This is a genomic window from Nonomuraea sp. NPDC049129 (assembly GCF_040648495.1).
In the GTDB taxonomy this organism is placed as follows: Bacteria; Actinomycetota; Actinomycetes; order Streptosporangiales; family Streptosporangiaceae; genus Nonomuraea.
In genome coordinates, this window is record NZ_JBEZDU010000002.1 from 796,555 (window position 1) to 817,205 (window position 20,651).

Genomic DNA, 20,651 nt, shown 5'->3' on the forward strand with positions numbered 1-20,651 from the left:
CCGCCCTCCTGACCGGGAACGCCGGACCACAACCGGGTGTGTCAGAAACTCTGCGCGGGGGTGATCAGGCGAAATCCTGATGACCTGGGGCAAGGCTGCTTCTACGCTCACTCCTCATGGACGCTAACGAGCACCTGCTGAACGTGGTCGATGTCGAAGCGACATGCTGGGAGGGACAGCCGCCGCCCGGCCAGGTGAGCGAAATCATCGAAATCGGGCTCACTGTCGTTGATCTGCGCGCGGGCGAGCGCCTCGCCAAGCACCGGCTGCTTGTACGCCCAGCCCGATCGAGGGTGAGCCCATTCTGTACGGAGCTGACGGGGCTGACGCAGACCGAGGTAGACGGGGGTCTTCCCTTTGCTGAGGCGTGCCGAGCGCTGGCGGCCCAGCATCAGACGGGCTTGCTGCCCTGGGCCAGTTGGGGTGACTACGATCGTAACCAGTTCACCCGCCAGTGCCGCCAGACGGGTACGGAGTACCCCTTCTGCCAGCGTCACACCAACGCGAAGGTCGCCTTCACCGTCTCTAACGGCCTGCGACGACGCCCTGGAATGGCCCAGGCCTTGATGATGGCCGGCCTCCCGCTGGAGGGCCGCCACCACCGAGGCGACGACGACGCGTGGAACATCGCTGCCCTCGTGCTACATCTGGCGAGGCGCGGAGACTGGCCTGTCAGCTAGCTTCCCCGATTCACGGCGGCTGGCGGCCGCGTTGCGGATGCGGGGACGTCAGGTGGTCCACGATCGGGGCCGGGTGTTGTTCGATCTCCCCCTGCTGAAGCAGTGCTTCGCCGATCTCGCCCTGGCCAACGGCGACGGCCTGACCACGCGGCTCCTGCGCGACTCCGGGGCCGACACCGCCCGCAGCCAGGACTGGAGTACGGCGCTGGCCCGCTACGCCATCGCCGGCGCTAGCCGTTCTTGGCCACCGCGCCTCTGACGCAGACGGGCTTGGACCAGGCGACCTTGCTCGTCTTCGAGATCTGCAGTGGGACGCCCACCAGGAAGCAGTAGCCGGTGTCCGGGTCCAGGCCGCTCACACGGGCCGAGGTGGTGCCGGGCTGGAGGGCGGTGATCGCCTGCTCGCCCTGCTTGGCCGGGGAGCGCTGGACCACGACCGGGTAGCGGGCGGACTCCTTCGGCAGCGCCCACCGCAGCTCCACCAGTGTGCTGCGGTCGGCTACCACGCGTACCCGGCGCGGGGCCAGTGCGGCCAGGGCTTCCTTGCCGACGTTCTCGGACGGCTTGGCGGCGCTCGTCGGAGGTTGGGACTGCTGCGGGTCGGCCTGGGTGGCTTCGTTCTGCCTCGACAGATAGACGGCGAACCCGGCGCCCGCGAGTGCCACGATCGTGGCGGCGGCTCCGATCGCCATCACCCGCGTCGTCGTACCGCCAGACGGAAGCCCGCTCGACGCGTGCATAGGACCGGCTGGTGACGGGCCACCCGGTTGGGGACCGTGCGGTGCCTGATAACCCTCGGCCGGTTGGCTCTGCGGGGCGGGATAGGCGCTGGGTGGATAGGTGGGTTGCGACGGATATGCGGCGCCGAATGAGGAGCCGGTCTGCGCTGGGTGCGCCGGTGGGATCGTGGCGGGAGCGCTCGACCCGTCCGCGCTGAGCTGGGAACCGGTCGCTGGCGGCCCGCCGAACTGCGGGCCCGACGGTTGGAGCCCAGCGGGGTGGTAGCCGGATGGTTGCGGCGCGAAAGGGCTCTGAGCAGGCTGCTGAGGTCCCGAGGGCGGTGGCGCGAAAGGGCTCTGGTCGGGCTGCTGAGGTCCCGAGGGCTGGGGCGCGAAAGCGCTGTAGCCGGTCGGCTGCGGGCCGCTCGCCCGGCCCGCCGGGTTGGGTGCGTGGGCACCGGTCTCGTGCCCGGGGAAGTGCGCGCCGGCACCGGTCACCGGCCCGGCCAGGTGCGCGCCGGTCGAAGGCCCAGCCAAGTGCGCGCCCGTAGAGGGGCCGGGCGCCGGGGGCTCGCCGCTGTCGGCTCGCCGGGGAGTCGTCGAAGGCACGGGCCCGGCATCTTGCCCGACCAGGTCCGTCACCGATAGTCCCAGCTCCGCCTGCACCTGCCGCAGCCGCTGCGCCAACTCGCGCGCCGAGCCGTACCGTACCTCCGGCTGCTTCGCCATCGCCCGCAGCACCGTCTCGAACACCACCGGTGGCATGTCGGCGCGGTTGATCGGCGGCGGATCCGCGCTCAGCACCCGGTACATCAGCGGCGCGATCGACGGGTCCGTCGGGCTGTGGAAGGCGGGCTGCCCGGCGAGCAGATGGTAGAGCGTCGAGCCGAGCGAATAGATGTCGGATGAGGCGGAGTGCGGCTGCCCGGTCAGCACCTCCGGCGCCGCGTGCAGCGGCGTGAACGCCTGCGCCGTGGCCGAGATCTCCGCCGAGTCGACGACCCTGGCCACGCCGAAGTCGGCCACGGCCGGCTCGCCGTACCGGGAGATGAGGATGTTCTGCGGTTTGATATCGCCGTGCAGGACCCCCGCCTCGTGTACGGCGGCCAGCGCCCCGGCCAGCTTCACGCCGGTGCGCAGCACGTCGGGCACCTGCAGCGGCCCCTCCTTGCGGACCTTGTCGCGCAGCGAGCCGTTCTCGAAGAAGTCCATGGCGATGTACGGCTTGCCGGAGCGCGTCACGCCGGTGTCGAACACGGTGACCACGTTCGGATGGCCGGTGAGCCGGCCGGTGAGCTGGAGTTCGCGCTGGAACCTGCGCATGGTCCGCTGGTCGACCCGGTCCACGGACAGGACTTTCAGCGCCACGATCCGATCGAGGCGCTCCTGGTAGGCGCGGTAGACGATGGCGAACCCGCCCTGGCCGGCCTGATCGAGTACCCGGTAGCCGGGCGCGTCCTCGACTGGCAGCACAGTACTCCCCCCTGTCACGGGCGAGTTTAATGTGATTTTTCCGGACTAGAGCGGATTCATGAGATAGGCGCCGGCCACCACGGAGGCGCCCGCCACGACCAGGAAGAAGAACACATAGAAGCCGCCGGGCAGGATGGTCAGCCTGGCGAGCTGGTCGGCGTCGGAGTCACGCGCCTGCCGCCTGCGCCGCTTGCGCTGTAACTCGATGATCGGCCGCACCCCGCCGAACAGCAGGAACCAGACCGCCACCAGGGCCACGACCTGCTGCACGTTGTCCGGCGCGTACATCGACAGGGCGAACACCGCGCCACCCGTCGCGAGCAGGATCAGCGCGCCGTACAGGTTGCGGATCAGTAGCAGCATGCAGACCAGGAACAGCAGCACGGTCCACATCAGCAACGTGATGCGTCCCTGCTCGGTTAGCCACGCGGCGGCCAGTCCGAGCAACGACGGCGCCAGATAGCCCGCCAGCGCGGTCAGCACCATGCCGGGGCCGGTGGGCCGGCCTCTGGTCAGCGTTACGCCGGAGGTGTCGGAATGCAGGCGAATGCCTTCGAGCTTCCGGCGGGTGACCAGCGCCATCAGCGCGTGGCCGCCTTCGTGGGCGATCGTGATCAGGCCCCTGGACAGTTGCCAGGACATGCCGAAACTGACGATCGCGAGCGCGACGAGTGCCGAGACCACCACGACCCACGGGTCGGGGGCAGGCTGAACCTCGATCAGGTGGGCCCAGAGCTTGTCCATCGAGGTATGACCCTATCCAGGTAAAGACCCGCTCGTGCTCACAGAACAAGATTCTGATGCCGCGCGTCTTTTCCGCCAAGTCGCCGCTTGATCTGGTTCCTGTGGGGAAGGTGGTGCTCGGCACAGATTTCCCGACAATTCCCCACTCGTACGCGCACCGGCTGGCCGCTCTTCACTCGTTCGATCTGGGAGGCGACTGACCGGGGGCCGTATGCTGGCATAACGGTACAACCATGATCTGATGGGCAAGGTGAACGACCAGCACGTGGCGCTGATCCGCGCCTTCTACGAGGCACTCGGCCGCACCGACTACGCGGCGATGGAGAGTTGCTACCACCCGGAGGTGAGCTTCGGCGACCCCGTCTTCCTGGAAGTGGAGGGGCGGCGGCGGGTGATGGCGATGTGGCGGCTGCAGCTGGGCGTGAGCGACGGGCTGAAGTCGGAGTTCAGGGACGTGACGGCCGACGACTTCACCGGTACGGCGCGCTGGACCTCCCGCTACACCTTCTCCCGTACGGGTCGCGAAGTGGTCAACGAGATCGACGCGCTGTTCAGGTTCGAGGACGGCCTGATCGTCAGGCACCACGACGACTTCGACTTCAAACGCTGGTCCCGGATGGCGCTGGGCAGGCCGCACGGCCTGCTGTTCGGCTGGACGCCCATGTGGCGCAAGTCGATCAGGGACCGGGCGACGCGGGCACTCGACGAACTCGAGTAGAGATTTGGGTAAGGGGCGGGCAATGGCACGGATGAAGGGTTTCGGACGCGGAGGCGGCAGCGCCCGCGAGCCGGCGCCTGAGCACTCGATGGACCCGCGCCCCGGCGAAGAGGCCCCCTACCAGCCCACTGTCATCGACAACGCGATCTATCAGGACGGCAAGCGGGTCGACAACCCCGCCTCGCTGGCCGACGCCTTCGAACGCCTCAAGGAACTGCCCGACAGTCTCGCCTGGATCGGCCTCTACCGGCCGAAGGACTGGGAGCTGGCCAAGCTGGCCGAGGAGTTCCAGCTGCACCCGCTGGCCATCGAGGACGCCATCGTGGGCTCCCAGCGGCCCAAGGCCGACCGCTACGGCGACATGCTGTTCGTCGTCCTGCGCGCCGCCCGCTACCTCGACGACGTCGAGGAGGTCGCGTTCGGCGAGCTGCACGTCTTCGTCGGGGCCAACTTCGTGATCACCGTACGGCACGCGGAGGCGCCTGACCTGCAGGCCGTACGCAAGCGCATGGAATCGGACCCCGACCTGCTCCGCCAGGGCCCGCAGGCGGTGCTGTACGCCATCCTCGACGCCGTGGTCGACGGCTACGCCCCGGTGGTCGCCGGGCTGCAGAAGGACATCGAGGAGATCGAGGCCCAGGTGTTCGGCGGCGACCCGTCCGTCTCCCGGCGCGTCTACGAGCTGTCGGGCGAGGTCATCGAGTTCCAGCGGGCCACCACGCCACTGGTACGGATGATCGACGGGTTCATCGCCGGGGCGACCAAGTACGGCGTCAACGAGGAGCTGCAGAGCTACCTGCGTGACGTGGCCGACCACGCCATCACGGTCAACGAACGCGTGGCCTCCTTCCGGCAGATGCTCCAGGACATCCTGCTGGTCAACTCGACGCTGGTGACCCAGGCGCAGAACGAGGAGATCGCCAGGATGACGGAGGCCAGCATCCGGCAGGGTGAGGAGGTCAAGAAGATCTCCGCGTGGGCGGCCATCCTGTTCGCCCCGACATTGGTCGGCACCATTTACGGGATGAACTTCGACTTCATGCCCGAGACGCACTGGGTGTTCGGCTACCCGTTCGCGATGCTGCTGATGGCCCTGGTCTGCCTGGTCCTCTATACGGTCTTCAAGCGCCGCGACTGGCTCTAAAGTCTGTACGGAGTTGAGACTGGTCAGTGTCGACTCCGCCACCGGCGCTAGCAGGCCAGTTCGAGCGCCATGCGGGCAATGCGGTTCTCGTCCCCCGTCTTGACGCCGCACTCCGCCGTCCCGCCGGAGTCGCCGGACTGCCAGGAGGTGGCGTGTCCCGAGCCGAGCCGCTTCCCGCCGCACTCCACGACGAAGTCAGCGTCTACCAGGTGACGCGCCACCTGGTAGACGACATACCGTCCCGCGGCACCGAAAGAGTTTTCACCGTGACGGCCCTTGGACGGATACATCTGGCCGATCGGTGCCAACGACTGGCCGACCCGCTTGCCCAACGACGTGATCGCTGTCTGCGGGTTGTCGAGCTTCACCCCGGTCACCTGCGCGACGCCCGACCGCAGCACATGCATGGACGGGACCCACTTCTCGCCCTTTGCCAACGTTCTCGCTTCGGAGACCGCGGTGAGGACGTCACGGTCGTCGATGTTGGACCAGGTGAACGTGCATGACTCCTGGGAAGCAGTCACGGCTGAAGTGGTACAGGCGGACGAAAAGATGAGGATGCCGACCCCGGTGATGGCTGCGGTCACGATCTTATGCATGATGCGTAGGACGTGAAGAACCTCCCAAAGGTTCCCGCGCGCCATGGCGATGGCCAACCAGGACCTCACACCAGAACGCGGGCGGATCCGCTGATCTCAACTCCGTACAGGCCTAGGCCATTCACCCGGAATCCCCGCGCATACATAGCCATTCCGCTTAATTGCCGCATTCCGCTTCAACATCTTCTTCTCCCTGGTTACCATCCAATCGACCCCGCCTCCACGAGATCGGGCGAGATCAGGCCAACGACCGAATTCTTCCGCCAGCTCAAGCCCCTCCTGCTGGACAAGCCGAAGTGAGGCCGCAAGATCGCAGGGTGTCATCCAGTTGGCGAACGTAACTGGTGTCCGCCCATGGCCCCAGCCGGGCCCGCGCCTGGCCGACCTCGTCGATCAGCCGAGCCGAGTTGTGCTGCTTGGTGACATCGGCGGCCTCCGCCAGCTTGGCTGCTGCCTCGGGGATTGCCTTGGCCAAGGTCAAGGCAATGGCATACCGGGCAAGTGCCAGCCCATATAGCCTCGGTCTCGCACGCCGGGGATCGAGTCCGGCCAGAGATTGCTCGGCCGCCGCCAGGGCGGGCTCAGGCTGGTTGAGCCGGATCAAAGACCAGGCCCTCCTGGTCTCCTCTGAGGAGGGTGAGACCCAGTACAGGAACGGTGGTTCGTCGCCCTCCGAGGGCCCAGCCAACGCGAGTGCGCGTTCATACGCGCGGGTACTCGCCGCGGCATTACCCTCAGCGGCGTAGGCGAGCGAGAGCAATCCTTCGTGTATGGACGCCAGCAATTTGCTGGGGGACCGGACGGCCCATTCCCGAGCCGCGAAGGCATGGTCAAAGACCGAGGCAGTCCGGTTCTGCTCAGCGGCTGCCCTGCCCAGCCAGTAGTGCACGTAGCCGATCAATGTCGGATCGCCCAGGTCGAGTGCCGCCCGCAGCCCGTCGTTCAGGGGTTGCTCGGCCGCTGCGTAATCGCGGAGGTCGCAGGCGAGGAACCCCGCCAACTGTGACAGCTGCGCATACGTCCCGAGGAGCCGGTCGCGCAGGCCCGGCGGCATTGACTCACGTACGAGAAGCCGCCCGACCGCTGCCCGCTGCCCGTTCACCACGGGTAGCAGCGCCGCAGGCCCGGACATGTCGTCGGCCCGCCGCGCGTGCATCGTCAGCTTCTCAAACGTCTGCACTGCTGCCTCATCCACCCGCCACGTGCTGCGCAGCACCCCGGCCAGGCGTTCCTCCTCTTCCGATGTGAGGATCCGCAGCAGGTCGAGCGCCCGAGTGCCGCCGAGCACCAGGGCTAGTTCGAAGAGCAGTTCCCGTCGCTTCACATCGGCCTCCTCGGCGCCGGTGGCATGCAGCAACCGCACGCACGCTGAGGCGTCCAGGGGCGACGTGTCAGCGGGTGGGGCTGCCGCGCTCATCTCCATGGTGACACGCGCTCCAGCGGGCCGATTGGCGTCCAGGTCGCGGAAATCCGCACCATCGATCAGCTCACGATCAGCGACCCCGTACGCCACTAGGTCTTCTCCTCGCGCCAGGTTGCGCGCGGCGGTCTGGTAGATCTTGGCGAGTACGGTGAGCAGACGCGCGGGCGGCCGACGTCCCGCCTCCGGCCAGGACTCGTAGTCGTACAGCCGCGTCTCACGCAGAGCGGCCGTGCCCGCCGGGTCGGCGTCGTTGACCATCGCCACCACGTCGGCCGCGGTGCGGCCGTGTGCCAGCCGGTAGAGCCGCAACGGGCTCACCTGATGGGTGAGCGCGAGCACGTCAGCGATCTGATCCCACGTGAAGCCCTTCTCCCTGAGACGCTTACTCCAAGAGCGGGCCTGGAGCAACGCTCGATAGCCTTCGCCGGACATCGGCACCCCCTCAAGCTTGAGATCGCATACTTATTGTAAAGCTACGGTTACGTTCAGCACGGGTGGATGGTAGATGGATCGAGGTCGAAGCGGGTCGACGGTTGCGAACGTCCGCATGGGCCAGGGCTGCGAACTCAGCGATCTCAGTCATGGTCACTTGCGGGCCCCGGACGCCGGAGTAGCCGGGGAACGCGTCCCTGAGTGCTGGCCACCACAGGTGACTCTCGTAATTGTGTTTGCGGCCCAGGAGGGACTCCCAGAATCCGAAGGTCAGGCCTGCGACAACATCATCCGCCGTAGGTATGGCTCCGGCTTTCGGCATCGCAACGGCCGTGATCTTGTCACGGGCATGAGGTGCCAGTCTGATCCGCGGAGACGCCCACCAATCACGCCCGCCGAAGTGCGATGTGAGCCGACGGTCCATAGCGTTGCGCAGGACGACCTCAAGCTCGGACAGCGAGCCGGAGAACGCCCCGACGATCTCCTTGTTCCACGTATAGAGGCGGAGCGCCACTTCCAGATCGCCTCCACACGCGCGCAGGTAGGGTGCAAGGCGGGCAGGCGAGATGGCATCTGCGATGATCTTGTTCTCAATCGGATTCACGGCGCCTACCTCCCTTAGCCGCGGAGAGTGAGCTACGATGCTTCTGTAGGCCCCGGGATATCGCCACTGCTCTGCATGCGACCCGGGGCAAGCTCTTTTCAGGCGACATGTGGTCGCCTTCGCGCCAGGTCTCCAGCCTTGTTGTGTCGTACGGGAGAGGCTGCGGGTGAATTTGGAGTGCTATGGTCCCGATCACGTACAAGGTCGTGGAAGAACTGCCCACTCGCGGGGTCATGTTCATGCAACGGGCCCACGGCGGGTAGAAGTACGGGCGGTCGACGCCCGGCCTCCGGTTAGGACTCGAAGTCGTACAGCCGCGGGTTGCGGGATGTGAGGAGCGGGCCTGAGGCAACGCCTGGTACCTCTCGCCGGCCATCCGTACCACCTCCAGACTGGAATTACCGCTTATTGTAAAGCTTTGATCACAGTCCGTACTGGCGATCGTGGAGGTAGATCGAGATCGCATCGGGGTGCCGATCCTCGACGCCGACAGATGCGTGCAGGTCAGCGCGCGCGTAGCGCGGGTTGTCCATGAGGATGCGTTGGGGGTCCACACAGCGCATCCGATGGGGCACCGTTTGGGTACGAGTCGAACGGCTCACGTGTCCACGGAGGATCCCAATGCCCGACACCGCCGAAACGGTGGACGCACCTGCTCACCTGCTCATTCCCCGGCAACGCGACCAGGACCCGAGCGCCGGGCCATCCCACCCGGTCCTGCGCGAACACATCGACGCGATGATCGACCTGCACCCCGGCGGCCTGAACTGGCGGCGTACCTTCCCTGGCACCCCCGACCAGATCCCGCACGCCCGCCACTTCGCGCGATACCTCCTGGCCGACGCCCCATGCCGGGACGATGCCGAGCAGATCGTCGCCGAACTGGCCGCCAATGCGCTCCAGCACACCAGCAGCGGCAGCCCTCGCGGGACCTTCATCGTCGAGATCACCCGCACGACCGCCATGATCACTGTCGCGGTTTATGACTGCGGTTGGGGTGGACGCCCTCACTTCGGCGCGGCCTTCCGGACCGATGCGGAGCGTGGCCGGGGGCTGGCCCTCGTCGCCGCGATCGCCGACCAGGTGGGGTGTGAGGGCGAGAAGGAGGTGGGCCACAGGGTGTGGGCGAAGATCCACACCACCCCTGCCCATAGATCCGGTCCTGGTCCGCTCCTCTTCTACTAGAGGTCTCTTTTTGGCCCAGACCCGCAAGGGGCCCAGGCTGGGGCCGCCCCGTTTCCGGTCCCGCAAGGACGGAAACCCGTGCCTGAGATGGGCGGGAAGCGGAGACGGAGAACGCCTGCGGAGACCGGTAAGACCCCTCCGCCCGCTCCTCGGGGCGAGCACGGGCGCACGGTCGATGAAACAGGAAGCCACAGAAGTGCCGCGTGACACCACACGGCACAGGCTGAATCCCCGGCGTGAACGCCGGGGAGCGCGTCAAAGCATGAGGGCCAGGTCGATGAGGCGGTTGGAGTACCCCCACTCGTTGTCGTACCAGCCGACGACCTTGACCTGCGAGCCCATCACGCGGGTCAGTTCGGCGTCGAAGACGCACGAGGCCGGGTCGCCGACGATGTCGCTGCTCACGATGGGCGCGTCGGTGTAGGTCAGCAGGCCCTTGTACGGACCGGCCGCGGCCTCGGCGTAGGCGTCCTTCACCTCCTGCACGGTGGTGGCGCGGCTGGTGGTGACGGTCAGGTCGGTGACCGAGCCGTTGGACACGGGCACTCGCAGCGCGAACGCGTCCAGCCGGCCCCGCAGCTCCGGCAGCACCAGGCCGATCGCCTTGGCCGCCCCGCTGGAGGTGGGCACGATGCTGAGCGCCGCCGCCCGGGCCCGCCGCAGGTCCTTGTGGGGCGCGTCCTGGAGGTTCTGGTCCTGCGTGTAGGCGTGGACGGTGGTCATCATGCCCGACTCGATGCCGACCGCGTCGTGCAGCACCTTGGCCAGCACACCCAGGCAGTTGGTGGTGCACGAGGCGTTGGAGATGATCGTGTGGCGCGCTGGGTCGTAGACGTCGTGGTTCACGCCGAGCACGATCGTGACGTCCTCCCCGCTGGCCGGTGCGGCGATGACGACCTTCTTCGCGCCGCCGTCCACGTGCGCGCGGGCCTGCTCGGCCTTGGTGAAGATCCCGGTGGACTCGATCACCACGTCCACGCCCAGATCACCCCACGGCAGGTCTGCGGGGTCACGCTCGGCCAGAACCTTGATGGTCGCGTCCCCGGCCCGGATCGCGCCCGGCTCTGCGGCGACCTCGCCGGGGAAGCGGCCCATGATCGAGTCGTACGCCAGCAGATGCGCCATGGTCGCCACGTCGCCGAGGTCGTTGACCGCGACGATCTCGATGTCGGCGTCGGCGCGAGCGGCCACCGCGCGGAAAACGTTCCGGCCGATCCGCCCGAACCCGTTGATGCCCAATCGAAGTGTCATGCCGGACATCATAAGCAACTTAAATAAGTTTGCGATATATTTCCGGCGTGAACACCACGCCGGACGAGACGCCGGGCGAGATGCCGGACGAGGCGCTGGGCGACCGCGACTCGGACCGCGACTCGGACCGCGACCCCGCCCAGGGCGCTGACCGCGACGGCGACCTGGACGCTGACCGCGACGGCGACCTGGACGTGAATGCCTTCGCCACCGCGATCGAGAACTTCAACCGCTTCTACATCCGCCTCCCCATGCTGGAGAAGCTGTCGTTCACGACGCTGTCGGTGCTCGACACCCTCGCCACCCGCGGCGCCCCCATGCGGCTGACCGACCTCACCAAGACAGAGCAGGTCAGCCAGCCCGGCATCACCCAGCTCGTCACCCGGCTGGAGCGCGACGGACTCGTGGAACGCCGCCCCGACCCCAGCGACCGGCGCGCCGTCCTGGTCCACATCACCGAGGCCGGACGCCAGATCGGGCGCTCCCGCCACGACGACCGCACCCGCCACCTGGTCCCGCTCATCGCCCAGCTGACCCCCGAGCAGCGCCAGGCGATCACCGACGCCCTCCCGGCCCTGACCCGCTTGGCCGAACTCGGACAGGCGAGCGCCGAATCAGTTCTTAGCGGCTCGCGGACGCCGGAGCGCGCACCGGGCTCTCCGTTGCCTGAGCGCTGAGGGCGCGCGCGACCGTGAGACTGTCCTCGTAAATGTGGTAACGGGTGATGAGTCCGTCCTCGACGGTGAGGTGCAGCGCGAACGGTGAGCTGTAAGCGGTGCCGCTGCTCCGTACCGTCTGCACGATCTCCCCGAAGACGACGGCGTCCGCCCCGTCGACCAGGATTCGCGCCACCGACGTGCCGTTCAGCTCGGGCACGTGATGGGCCTCCAGTGTCCGGAAATGGTCGGCCACGTCGGCTCGGCTCGATCGCGGCCGGATCCACGGCACCGCCGGATGCCCCTCAGCGGGCCAGTCGAGCTGCCAGTCGATCGGCTCGGCGAACAACTCGGCGACACGGTCGTGATCGCCCTCGGCGATACGCCGCATCAGCGCTTCCACGATGTCACGGGTGGCATTGGCGTTATGGGTCATGCCGCAAGCCTGTCCGAGCCTGGTGCGGCCTGTCGATTACCTGCCAGATAAGCGGATTCCTAGAGGAGGCCGGCGTCGCGTACCTTCATGGCGACCTGGACGCGGCTGTCGCTGCCCAGTTTCGCGAAGATCCGGGTGATGTTCGCCTTCACGGTCGCGACGCTCATGTGGAGCTGCCCGGCGATTTCGGCGTTCGATCTGCCTCGGGCCACCTCGATCGCGACCTCTCGCTCGCGGTCGGTGAGTCTGGCCAGCTCCCGCGGCGCCTCCGCGCGCTGCGGTTCGCCCGCGCCGGTCGCTGCGGCGATCACCTGCCGGGCGATGCTCGGCGACAGTACCGGCTCACCCCTGGCCACGGTGCGGACCGCCTCGATCATCTTCGGTGGGGGCGTGTCCTTCAGCAGAAAGCCGTCGGCACCGAGCCGCAGAGCGCGCAGCACCATGTCGTCGGCGTCGAAGGTGGTGAGTACGAGGATCCGGGGCGGGTCCGGCTGGGCCAGCAGCAGCTCGGTGGTGGTCAGCCCGTCCTGGTTGGGCATCCGGATGTCCATCAGCACGACATCGGGCCGCAGGTCGCGGATCACGTCCATGGCCTGCCGGCCGTCCCCGGCCTCGCCGACCAGGTCCAGGTCGGGCTCGCCGCCGAGAATCAGGCGCAGGCCGGTGCGTACCATCGGGTCGTCATCCACGATCACCAGTCGAGTCACGGCGTGAAGTCTCCCATGGCAAGGTGGCGTCGAGGATGAAGCGTCCGTCCCGTACGGCGTGGCTGAGAGTGCCGCCGGCCATCCGGATGCGTTCTGCCAAGCCGACCAGCCCCAGCCTCGAGCCCGGTCCCGCGGCCGTCGCGAACAGCGCCGGGTTGCTCACCCGGATGCGCAGGCCGTCGCCCGGCCGCCCGCCGAGTTCGGCCATCACCCGGCTGCCCGGCGCATGCTTGCGCGCATTGGTAAGAGCCTCCTGCACGATCCGGTACGCGTGCCGCCCGGTCGGCGTCGGCAGCAGTTCCCGGTCACCGATGGTGTCGTCCACCTCGACCTGCTGACCGGCGGTGCGCACCTCGTCGAAGAGGGCATCGAGATGGGTCAGGTTCGGTTGCGGGGCTTCCAGGGATTCGTCGTGCCGGAGCGTGCCGAGCACGGTGCGCAGCTCGTTCAGTGACTGGTGCGCGTTCTCCTGGATGGCCAGTGCGGCCTCGCGGGTCTCCTCGGCGCTGAGGTCCTTCCGGTACGCCAGGCCGCCGGCGAGCATGGACAGCAGGGAGATCCGATGAGCCAGGACGTCGTGCATCTCGTGGGCGATCTTGAGCCGTTCCGCCAGCTTGGCCTGCTCGATCAGCTGCAGCTGTTGACGTTCGGCGAGCAGGGCCGTCTCTTGCTGTGAGGCGGCCAGGTCCTGGCGACCGCGGAAGTAGAGGCCGAAGAGGGTCAGTCCGCCGAGGATGGCGGTTCCGGTCATGATGGACACATCGGTCGCCTCGGTGATGGCCGGCAGGGCGGCGAACGCCACCACGCTCAGCCAGGACACGACCGCGACGGGGACGATCTGACGCCACCGACGATGCATGCACAAGGAGACATACGTGACGTATGCCGGGCCGCTCGCCGTGCTGGAGAACGCGCTCAGCAGGGCGGTGACCAGGGCGATCTGCCACGGCCAGCGACGCCGCCAGCCCATCAGGACCAGAGCGATCACGCCGAGCCCCACATCGACCAGTGCCGACGGAAGCCGGTAAGGGTCGCGGGAAACGACCGCGATCAAGGTGGCTCCATGGAACAGCATCGGCAGCAGGGCGCACACATAGCGCAGTGTGATGCTTTGCGGGTCCAGGGCCGCCCGGCTCTCCTTCAGGTCGTGCACGTCCTACAGCCTAGAGATCTCCTGGCCGAAGCCTTAGCGACCCAGGTCCACATCCAGGTGGCCAAAGGTCTAGAACCGGACTCGACCTGGGTTCGATGACCGGCGGCGTCGCATCCGGTGAACTTGATCCATGATCGAGTTCGACCACGTCAGCAAGTTCTACAAGAACGTGAAGGCACTGGACGACGTGTCCTTCACCGCCGAAGCGGGCAGCGTCACCGGCTTCCTCGGGCCCAACGGCGCCGGAAAGTCCACGGCCATGCGTATCCTGGCCGGGCTGTCCCGTCCCACCTCGGGCTCGGCCACCGTGCTGGGCCGGCCGTACGCCGAGTTGGATTGCCCGGGTTCCCAGGTGGGTGTGCTTCTCGACGCCGCTGCCCAGCATCCCGGCCGGACCGGCCGGGAGATCCTGACCCTGAGCGCGATGCTGCTCGGACTGCCGAAGTCGCGGGTCGGCGAGGTCCTCGACCTGGTCGGACTGGCCGCCAGAGAGAGCCGGCGGACGGTCGGTGGCTACTCACTCGGTATGCGGCAGCGGCTCGGCATCGCTCACGCGCTCCTCGGCCGGCCCAAGGTGCTCATCCTGGACGAACCCGCCAACGGTCTAGACCCTCAAGGCATCCAATGGATACGCGGGCTGCTGCGCAACCTCGCCGACTCGGGCCGTACGGTGTTGCTCAGCTCGCACCTGTTGCACGAGGTGGAGCGGGTCGCCGACCACATCGTGATGATCGGCCGCGGCCGTGTCCTCGCCCAGGGGACCGTCGACGAGCTCGGCCGGGGCCGGGACCTCGAACAGACCTTCCTCGAACTGACGGCGAACGCGGACCGGAGTGCGGCATGACCACATCGATTCCCTTCTACCGGCTGCTGTCGGTCGAGGCTCGCAAGCTCTTCGACACCCGCAGTGGCAAGATCATGACGGTGATCCTGATCGTTTTGACCCTGATGTCCATTACGGCGCGCAGCGTCATCGATGGTCCGCAGCTGGGCACCTTGATCGGGACCGCCGGAATCGGATTCAGCACCTTGCTCCCCGTCATCGGCATTCTCACGCTGACCGGCGAATGGAGCCACCGCACCGCCCTGACCACCTTCGCGCTCGAACCTCGGCGCCTGCGGGTGCTGGCGGCCAAGTGCCTGCCTCCGTTGATCACCGCCATGGCGGCCTCCCTGTTCGCGATGCTGGTCGCGGTGCCGGTGACGGCGGCCGTCGCCAGCGCCCAGGACGTCCCGGCGGGCTGGGAGATCACCCCTCTCGCCCTGCTGGGCTGGACCGCGACGAACGTCTTGGTGGTCGCGATGGGACTGTCCGTCGGCATGCTGCTCCTGAACGCGCCGGCCGCGATCGTGATCTGCCTGGCGACCCCGATGCTGTGGAGCGTCGTCGCCCGGCTCGGTGCCACCGGCGCGGCCCTGACCGAGTGGCTCGACCTGGGCAGCACCGCCACCCCTCTGATGGTCGGCGACATGACAGGGGGCGACGCCGCTCGGCTGGCCGCGTCAATGATCTTCTGGATCGTCATCCCGATGACGCTCGGCGTCATGCGCGTGCTCCGCAAGGAAGTGAACTGACATGAGGCGCAAGCTCGTCCTGAGCATCGCCCTGATCGGCCTGGCGGCGGCCGGGTGCGCGGGGGTGGACACCTCGCGAGTGACGTCCGACGCCGTGGTCCCTCTCGACCAGGCCCCGCTCGCCGACGCCGCCGGCAAACGGGTGGTCGGGATCGGCGAGGCCACGCACGGCAACAAGGAGTTCGTCCAGAGCCGCGCGTTGATCATCCAGAAGCTGGTAGGAGAGTACGGCTTCCGCACCGTCGCCCTGGAGGCCGATTTCGGCGGCACGGCCACGGCCAACGACTATCTCATGAAGGACCGGGGCAGCGCGGAGGACGCGGCTAGGGCGCTCGGCTTCGACATCTACCGGACCCGCGAGATGGCGGATCTGCTCAAGTGGATCCATGACCACAACGCCGCCGTCCCCGACGCGGACAAGGTGCGTCTGTACGGCTTCGACATGCAGCGTTACGACCGGAACAAGGAGCGGCTGCTGCGTTATCTCGCCACGGTCGACCCCGCTCGGGTCCGCCCGGTCCAGGAGTCGCTGGCCGCTCTCACCGATGCCACGAGGTCCGAACAGGAGAAGGAGAAGGTCGCCGCCGCCGCCACCGCCGCTGGGCGGCTCGTCGCCCAGATGACGGCGAATCGGGAGAAGTACGTCAGCCTCAGCTCCCAGGAGTCGTTCGCCCTCGCGGTGCACCACGCCGAGACGATCCAGCGCGGTGCGCAGTTACAGAATTCCGGCAATGACTACAACAGCAAGCGGGACGCCTGGATGGCCGAGAACGTCAGGTGGATCGCCGACGCGGAGGCCGCCCAAGGACGGAAGAAGGTCATAGTGGGCGGTCACAACGGCCACATCGACAAGAGCGGTGCGGCGTTCTCCTACGAGTCGATGGGGCGGCGGCTGGCCAAGGCGTACGGCAAGGACTACTTCACGATCGGCACCGAGTTCGGCACGAGCACCTTCGTCAGCAGGGACGACGGCTCCGGCGAACGCAAGCGGTTCACCGTGAGCCACACCTCGCCTTTGGCCAAGCTGTTCGGCGACCAGCCGCTGGGCTACGTGAACCTCGCGCAGGCCTCGTCGCAACCCGGCAACCGTGAGGTGCTCACCTCGGAGGTCCCGATGGGTAACGTCGGTGACGGCTTCCGGTCGATCTACAGCTCCCTGAGCTGGACGTACACGGTGAAGACGGTGCCAGCCCTGGCTTACGACGCCCTGGTGTACGTGCCGCATGCCAGCCCGGTCACCCCACTGTGATCAGTCGGGAAAGTCGGTCAGGGCCTGCTCGACCTCGGCGACCGCGCGTCTCAGCTCCCTCGCGAACACCTCCACCTGATCCCCGCCGAACCGGGTGGAGGGCTCCGCGATCGACTCGCCCGAACAGGCGCGGGCCGCCGTCGCGGGCTACTCGGTGTTCAACGACGTCACGGCACGCGACTGCTGACCGTGCGGCGCCCGCGCTCGGCCGCCGGCTCTAAGGACCGCTCCGGCGACGATGTCGGCTATGGCCTCGGCTCCCGCGTCGTTGGGATGGATGTGATCGCCGCTGTCGTATTCGGACCGCAGGACAGCCGGCGCGGCCGGGTCACGCAGCACGTGATCCAAGTCTGCGACGACGTCCGAGTGGGCGCGGATCCACTCGTTGACGCGTTGCCGTGTCCGTTCCCCCTCGGGGGTGTCGAATCCGGGGCTGACACCGTTCGCTCCGCCGAAGGGGGTCATGGTCGCGACGACCGTCGTCAGCCCCGCTCGCGCGGCTTGCCGGATGATCGAGCCGAGCCCGTCGATGAGGTCGTCCGCCGGTACGGCGGGCAGACCCAGCATGCCCGGCATGCCGATGTCGTTGAGGCCCAGCTCCAGGACGACGTGCGTCACCCCTGGCGCGGCGAGCACGTCGCGCTCGAATCGGGCGACGCCGCGTTCGCCGAAGACGTCACTGAGCAGCCTGTTGCCGGCGATGCCGAGGTTGAGCACAGAGGTGTCGGCGAGTCTGCCGGCCAACAGGTCGGGATAGCGACGGTGGGTGCCGTGGGCGGTGCCCACTCCGTCGGTGAGTGAGTCGCCGAAGGCCGCGATCACCCGGCGTCCCTCGGGCCCCCCGATGTCGATGCCGCCCAGGTGAAACCGGGATTCCACCTCTTCGGCAGCCGTCAGGCGCGTCCGCGAGACGGCGTCGCCCGCTACCACGTAACCGGTCTGCAGGGCGAAGGGATGGTAGGTGGCCAGACCGGCGTCTGAGGCGTGATACGTGCTGACCGCCAGGTCGCTGTCGCCTGCTGTGACGAAGCCGATGGGATCGCTCACGGCTTCGGCCCCGGCGTCGATCGTCACATGCGCCGTTCCCCCGAAGGTGACCGCTGTGTCGGTGCCCGCGATGATCGAGGATCGGGTGTCGTGCGCGGCCACGCTGGTCCGGGCGATGGTCAGGGGTTGCTTGCCGTACTGGTTGCTGAGACGGATCCGTAGACGATCACCGGCCCCGCGGACGCGCACGATCTGACGCAGGGTCTGGTCATGAAAGGCCCGCGAGGGGTGGATGAGCGTCATCGACTCGTACGCGCTGACCGGGGCTGACCTGAAGGCCGCCGTCCATGTGGTCATGTTGTTCAGCCCTCCAGGGAGCGCAGCAGGTGGCGGGTGACGTCGCTGAGCCTCGCGGCGGCCTCAGCCGAGAATGACGGGTGGTCCAGGCTGATCGGCTTGCTCCGCATGAAGGCGCTGAGCGGGGCGGCGGGCGGGGCATCGACGCGGGCGATGACGGGTTTGACGCCTTCGGCGACCGGCGCGCCGTGCCTTTTGAGCTGCTCGACGTGGGCGGCGGTCGCGGCGTCGTACTCGCCGCGGAAGGCGGTGGACACGGACCCAGGGTTGATCAGGACATACCGGGTACGGCCGCTCGGCCGCTCGGCCGCGAAGGCGGTACCGAGCAGGTCGTTGGCACGGCCGGCCTGCATCTGGGCCGCCACCCCGTCATAGCCGCGCTCCAGCATCAGGTCGTCCCAGTGGACGCGGCCCATGGGGACGCCCGGGCCGGACACGTTGATGATGACTCCGGGATCGGTCAGGCCGTGGCTGAGGAGGTGGCGGCTCAGGTACTCCAGCGCGAAGGTGGCCTCGATTCCCTCGGCGGTGACGAACCGGGTGGAGCGGAAGTACCTGGCGCACAGCACGAGTGCGTCAACGGCCGGATAGGCGGCGTTGATCTCGTCGATGACCCGCCTGTTCTCGCTGACCAGGCTCAGGTCCGCGGCGATGAGACGGGCGCCGGGGAGGGCTTTGTCCTTGTCGCGGCCAACGATGACGACGGTGTCGCCGCGGCGCAGGTAGGTGCGGGCGAGCTCCTTGCCCATCCCGTCGGTGCCACCTGTGATGACCAAGGTCTTCCGAGTTGAACTCATGGGTTCAACATAGTTATCCGGACTGTTCATATGCAAACCATGTGGTTCAGGTTTTTGAACCCATGGGTATAGTGAGCGCATGCACAGGAGGCGGCGCAGGTCGCTCTTCAACAGTGGCAACCGATCGCCTGATCACCGCAGTGGGCACAGTGTCGACCCGCCGAAGGTGACCGGGCCGCCGGGCGTACGCACCGTGATCAGGTGGCCCTCAGCCGAGACCGCCGGGTCCTCGGTGCCCGGCACGATCACGGTGAGCAGCCGGGAAGCCTCCGGGGACGTCACCGTCACGGTCTCCGCCGTCCGGAGGTATCCCGGTGAGACCGTGCCCGGCCGTACCGTCTGACCGCCCACCGGCCTGCCGTCGGTCGTGAGCTGCAGGAGCGTTACGCGGCGGGCGTCGTCGCCCAGCACCACGACGCCGTCGCGCTGGTCGATCAGCCGCAGCGACGGGTCGAAGTGCCACAGGTCGCGCACCGCGTGCCCCTCCGGCACCGAGTCCAGTACGGCCATCAGGTCCGCTCCGTGACTGACCAGGACCTCGCGCGTACGGCGCACGCCATACGCCTCGTCGCTGAGCCGGTACGACTGCCGCGACGGGCCGATGTCCGACGCGTCCAGGCGCGTGGCCGTACCCGCTCGGAAGCCCGCGCCCACCACGGAGGGTACGTTGTGCGCGTCGGGCGACTTGGTCCACTCCACGTAGTCCGTCTTCTCGTAGGAGTGGAAACCGGCCTCGACCAGCACCGGGCGACCCTGCGCGTGATAGGTGACGCCCAGATGGTCCTCGTGCCCGTGCAGCCGCCGCCCCGGCCCGAACCTGATCGAGTAGAACGCCGAGCCCGGATCGTCCCATGCGGTCCGGCCGAAGACGTACCCGCCGTCGAAGACCCGCACCGTCGCCCCGTCGTGCGCGAACCCGGCCGCCCGCGTGTCCGCCGGGCTGTCCCCGAGGGGTGCCAGGAAGCCGTCGGGCTGCGTGGCATGGGCCACGTACGCTTCGAGGGCGGTCCGGCGCGCCGTCAGCCGGTTCGGAATCTTGGCGCCGCTCTCCTCGATCGCCCGTAATGCCACCCCGAGCCGCCGGTGCACGTACAGCCCATATCTCGGCGCCTGTTCGTGCAGGACGCCCTGCTCGTCGATGGCGAGTTCGGCCGAGGCGAGCATCCGGCGGATCGCCAGGTCACGCCACTCGTTCCGGCCCAGGCGGCAGCCCACCACCAGCAGCGCGATGTCCTGGTCCAGGCCGTGGTTGTGGCCCTGCCGGTAGAGCGCCGGGTCGGACAGGATCTCGCCGTGCTCGGCGAGGCTGTCCAGCAGGCGGCGGCTGTCGACGTGGGCGCTGAGGCACACCAGCACGGGGGCGCGCAGCGCGACGGCGTGCTCGGCCCAGGCCCAAGGGCTGATGTCGGCATGGTCGCGCGGGTTCTTGCGGATCCAGTCGTCGGCCAGGGTCTCGGCCCGGTCGAGGTAGGCCCGCTCGCCCGAACCCTCGTACTCGGCGACCAGGCCGCCCATCCAGCGCAGGGTGTGCAGGTTCAGCGCCCAGGAGCGGTTGCCGTGCGGGTTCAGCCGCCAGTCGATGTCCTGGCCGAGGTCCACCGGGGGCAGGCCGACGAAGGTCACCCGCCCGGCCATCACCTCCGGCAGCTTGATCTTGGGGAACTGGTGGGCCAGGCAGATGGCCCGGCCGGGCGTCGTACGGGCACGCCAGAACACGTGGCGACTCCTGATTTCGGGCGCGCGAAACCCACACGCGGCGCGA

General features: G+C 68.0%; 23 protein-coding genes. 10 read left to right on the forward strand and 13 right to left on the reverse strand.

What is annotated here, in order from left to right; translation table 11 throughout:
- Positions 1-116: 116 nt before the first annotated feature.
- Both AB0B64_RS08650 and AB0B64_RS08655 read left to right on the forward strand, forming a co-directional pair.
- The gene (locus tag AB0B64_RS08650) at positions 117-680 is read left to right on the forward strand and encodes a 3'-5' exonuclease (RefSeq protein WP_357950780.1); all 564 of its coding nucleotides are present in this window, start codon (positions 117-119) and stop codon (positions 678-680) included.
- 52 nt (positions 681-732) lie between these two features.
- Positions 733-939 (forward strand): hypothetical protein, encoded by a 207-nt coding sequence (locus tag AB0B64_RS08655; protein ID WP_357950783.1) that lies wholly within the window; start codon positions 733-735, stop codon positions 937-939.
- On the opposite strand, the gene AB0B64_RS08660 is transcribed toward AB0B64_RS08655, so the two are convergent.
- Positions 911-2,872, reverse strand: a complete 1,962-nt coding sequence (locus AB0B64_RS08660) for a protein kinase (protein ID WP_358175778.1) — start codon at positions 2,870-2,872, stop codon at positions 911-913. The two genes, AB0B64_RS08655 and AB0B64_RS08660, sit on opposite strands and share 29 nt — an antisense overlap.
- A gap of 45 nt (positions 2,873-2,917) precedes the next feature.
- Positions 2,918-3,616: a M50 family metallopeptidase gene (locus tag AB0B64_RS08665; RefSeq protein ID WP_357950789.1), complete on the reverse strand. Its 699-nt coding sequence runs from the start codon at positions 3,614-3,616 to the stop codon at positions 2,918-2,920.
- Between the two features lie 241 nt (positions 3,617-3,857).
- Here AB0B64_RS08665 and AB0B64_RS08670 point away from each other — a divergent pair, with 241 nt between their 5' ends.
- Together AB0B64_RS08670 and corA are read left to right on the forward strand one after the other, a co-directional pair.
- Positions 3,858-4,334, forward strand: a complete 477-nt coding sequence (locus tag AB0B64_RS08670; RefSeq protein WP_358175781.1) for a nuclear transport factor 2 family protein — start codon at positions 3,858-3,860, stop codon at positions 4,332-4,334.
- 22 nt (positions 4,335-4,356) lie between these two features.
- Positions 4,357-5,478 (forward strand): magnesium/cobalt transporter CorA, encoded by a 1,122-nt coding sequence (gene corA / locus AB0B64_RS08675; RefSeq protein ID WP_357950795.1) that lies wholly within the window; start codon positions 4,357-4,359, stop codon positions 5,476-5,478.
- A gap of 47 nt (positions 5,479-5,525) precedes the next feature.
- Here corA and AB0B64_RS08680 read toward each other — a convergent pair whose 3' ends face one another.
- From AB0B64_RS08680 to AB0B64_RS08695, 4 genes are all read right to left on the reverse strand, one after another.
- Positions 5,526-6,065: a hypothetical protein gene (locus AB0B64_RS08680; protein ID WP_358175784.1), complete on the reverse strand. Its 540-nt coding sequence runs from the start codon at positions 6,063-6,065 to the stop codon at positions 5,526-5,528.
- 280 nt (positions 6,066-6,345) lie between these two features.
- Positions 6,346-7,932, reverse strand: a complete 1,587-nt coding sequence (locus AB0B64_RS08685) for a hypothetical protein (RefSeq protein ID WP_358175787.1) — start codon at positions 7,930-7,932, stop codon at positions 6,346-6,348.
- A gap of 10 nt (positions 7,933-7,942) precedes the next feature.
- Positions 7,943-8,536, reverse strand: a complete 594-nt coding sequence (locus AB0B64_RS08690; RefSeq protein ID WP_358175790.1) for a hypothetical protein — start codon at positions 8,534-8,536, stop codon at positions 7,943-7,945.
- A gap of 422 nt (positions 8,537-8,958) precedes the next feature.
- Positions 8,959-9,090, reverse strand: coding sequence for a hypothetical protein (locus AB0B64_RS08695; RefSeq protein ID WP_357950804.1), 132 nt, complete (start codon positions 9,088-9,090; stop codon positions 8,959-8,961).
- 67 nt (positions 9,091-9,157) lie between these two features.
- Here AB0B64_RS08695 and AB0B64_RS08700 point away from each other — a divergent pair, with 67 nt between their 5' ends.
- On the forward strand, positions 9,158-9,721 hold the full coding sequence (locus AB0B64_RS08700) for an ATP-binding protein (RefSeq protein ID WP_357950807.1): 564 nt from the start codon (positions 9,158-9,160) through the stop codon (positions 9,719-9,721).
- A gap of 255 nt (positions 9,722-9,976) precedes the next feature.
- Here the strand turns inward: AB0B64_RS08700 and gap are convergent, their stop codons facing one another.
- Positions 9,977-10,972, reverse strand: coding sequence for a type I glyceraldehyde-3-phosphate dehydrogenase (gap, locus tag AB0B64_RS08705; RefSeq protein WP_357950810.1), 996 nt, complete (start codon positions 10,970-10,972; stop codon positions 9,977-9,979).
- 47 nt (positions 10,973-11,019) lie between these two features.
- Between gap and AB0B64_RS08710 the strand changes: the two genes are divergently transcribed.
- Positions 11,020-11,649: a MarR family transcriptional regulator gene (locus tag AB0B64_RS08710; protein ID WP_358175793.1), complete on the forward strand. Its 630-nt coding sequence runs from the start codon at positions 11,020-11,022 to the stop codon at positions 11,647-11,649.
- On the opposite strand, the gene AB0B64_RS08715 is transcribed toward AB0B64_RS08710, so the two are convergent.
- From AB0B64_RS08715 to AB0B64_RS08725, 3 genes are read right to left on the reverse strand one after another with little or no spacing between them, the layout of a single operon-like run.
- Entirely contained in the window at positions 11,594-12,064 is a 471-nt protein-coding gene (locus AB0B64_RS08715; protein WP_357950815.1) for a nuclear transport factor 2 family protein, read from the reverse strand. The two genes, AB0B64_RS08710 and AB0B64_RS08715, sit on opposite strands and share 56 nt — an antisense overlap.
- Before the next feature lie 59 nt (positions 12,065-12,123).
- Positions 12,124-12,771 (reverse strand): response regulator transcription factor, encoded by a 648-nt coding sequence (locus AB0B64_RS08720; RefSeq protein WP_357950818.1) that lies wholly within the window; start codon positions 12,769-12,771, stop codon positions 12,124-12,126.
- A complete protein-coding gene (locus tag AB0B64_RS08725; protein ID WP_357950821.1) occupies positions 12,746-13,924 on the reverse strand; it encodes a histidine kinase in 1,179 nt (392 codons plus the stop codon). Before AB0B64_RS08725 ends, AB0B64_RS08720 begins: the two co-directional genes overlap by 26 nt.
- A gap of 130 nt (positions 13,925-14,054) precedes the next feature.
- On the opposite strand from AB0B64_RS08725, the gene AB0B64_RS08730 reads away from it, so the two are divergent.
- The 4 genes from AB0B64_RS08730 (at position 14,055) to AB0B64_RS08745 (ending at position 16,935) form a co-directional block, all read left to right on the forward strand.
- Complete coding sequence (locus AB0B64_RS08730) at positions 14,055-14,768, forward strand: ATP-binding cassette domain-containing protein (RefSeq protein WP_357950824.1); 714 nt, start codon at positions 14,055-14,057, stop codon at positions 14,766-14,768.
- Positions 14,765-15,499: an ABC transporter permease gene (locus AB0B64_RS08735; RefSeq protein ID WP_357950827.1), complete on the forward strand. Its 735-nt coding sequence runs from the start codon at positions 14,765-14,767 to the stop codon at positions 15,497-15,499. Before AB0B64_RS08730 ends, AB0B64_RS08735 begins: the two co-directional genes overlap by 4 nt.
- 1 nt (position 15,500) lies before the next feature.
- Positions 15,501-16,748 carry an erythromycin esterase family protein gene (locus tag AB0B64_RS08740; RefSeq protein ID WP_358175796.1) on the forward strand — a complete coding sequence of 416 codons (1,248 nt, stop codon included), beginning with the start codon at positions 15,501-15,503 and terminating at the stop codon, positions 16,746-16,748.
- A 94-nt stretch (positions 16,749-16,842) separates the two neighbouring features.
- Positions 16,843-16,935, forward strand: a complete 93-nt coding sequence (locus AB0B64_RS08745; RefSeq protein ID WP_357950832.1) for a fumarylacetoacetate hydrolase family protein — start codon at positions 16,843-16,845, stop codon at positions 16,933-16,935.
- On the opposite strand, the gene AB0B64_RS08750 is transcribed toward AB0B64_RS08745, so the two are convergent.
- The 3 genes from AB0B64_RS08750 to AB0B64_RS08760 all read right to left on the reverse strand — a co-directional run bounded on the left by AB0B64_RS08750 (position 16,896) and on the right by AB0B64_RS08760 (position 20,605).
- Positions 16,896-18,092: a GDSL-type esterase/lipase family protein gene (locus AB0B64_RS08750; RefSeq protein WP_358175799.1), complete on the reverse strand. Its 1,197-nt coding sequence runs from the start codon at positions 18,090-18,092 to the stop codon at positions 16,896-16,898. The two genes, AB0B64_RS08745 and AB0B64_RS08750, sit on opposite strands and share 40 nt — an antisense overlap.
- Before the next feature lie 5 nt (positions 18,093-18,097).
- Positions 18,098-18,889 carry an SDR family NAD(P)-dependent oxidoreductase gene (locus AB0B64_RS08755; RefSeq protein WP_358175802.1) on the reverse strand — a complete coding sequence of 264 codons (792 nt, stop codon included), beginning with the start codon at positions 18,887-18,889 and terminating at the stop codon, positions 18,098-18,100.
- A 132-nt stretch (positions 18,890-19,021) separates the two neighbouring features.
- A complete protein-coding gene (locus AB0B64_RS08760) occupies positions 19,022-20,605 on the reverse strand; it encodes a heparinase II/III family protein (protein WP_358175805.1) in 1,584 nt (527 codons plus the stop codon).
- Positions 20,606-20,651: the final 46 nt, after the last annotated feature.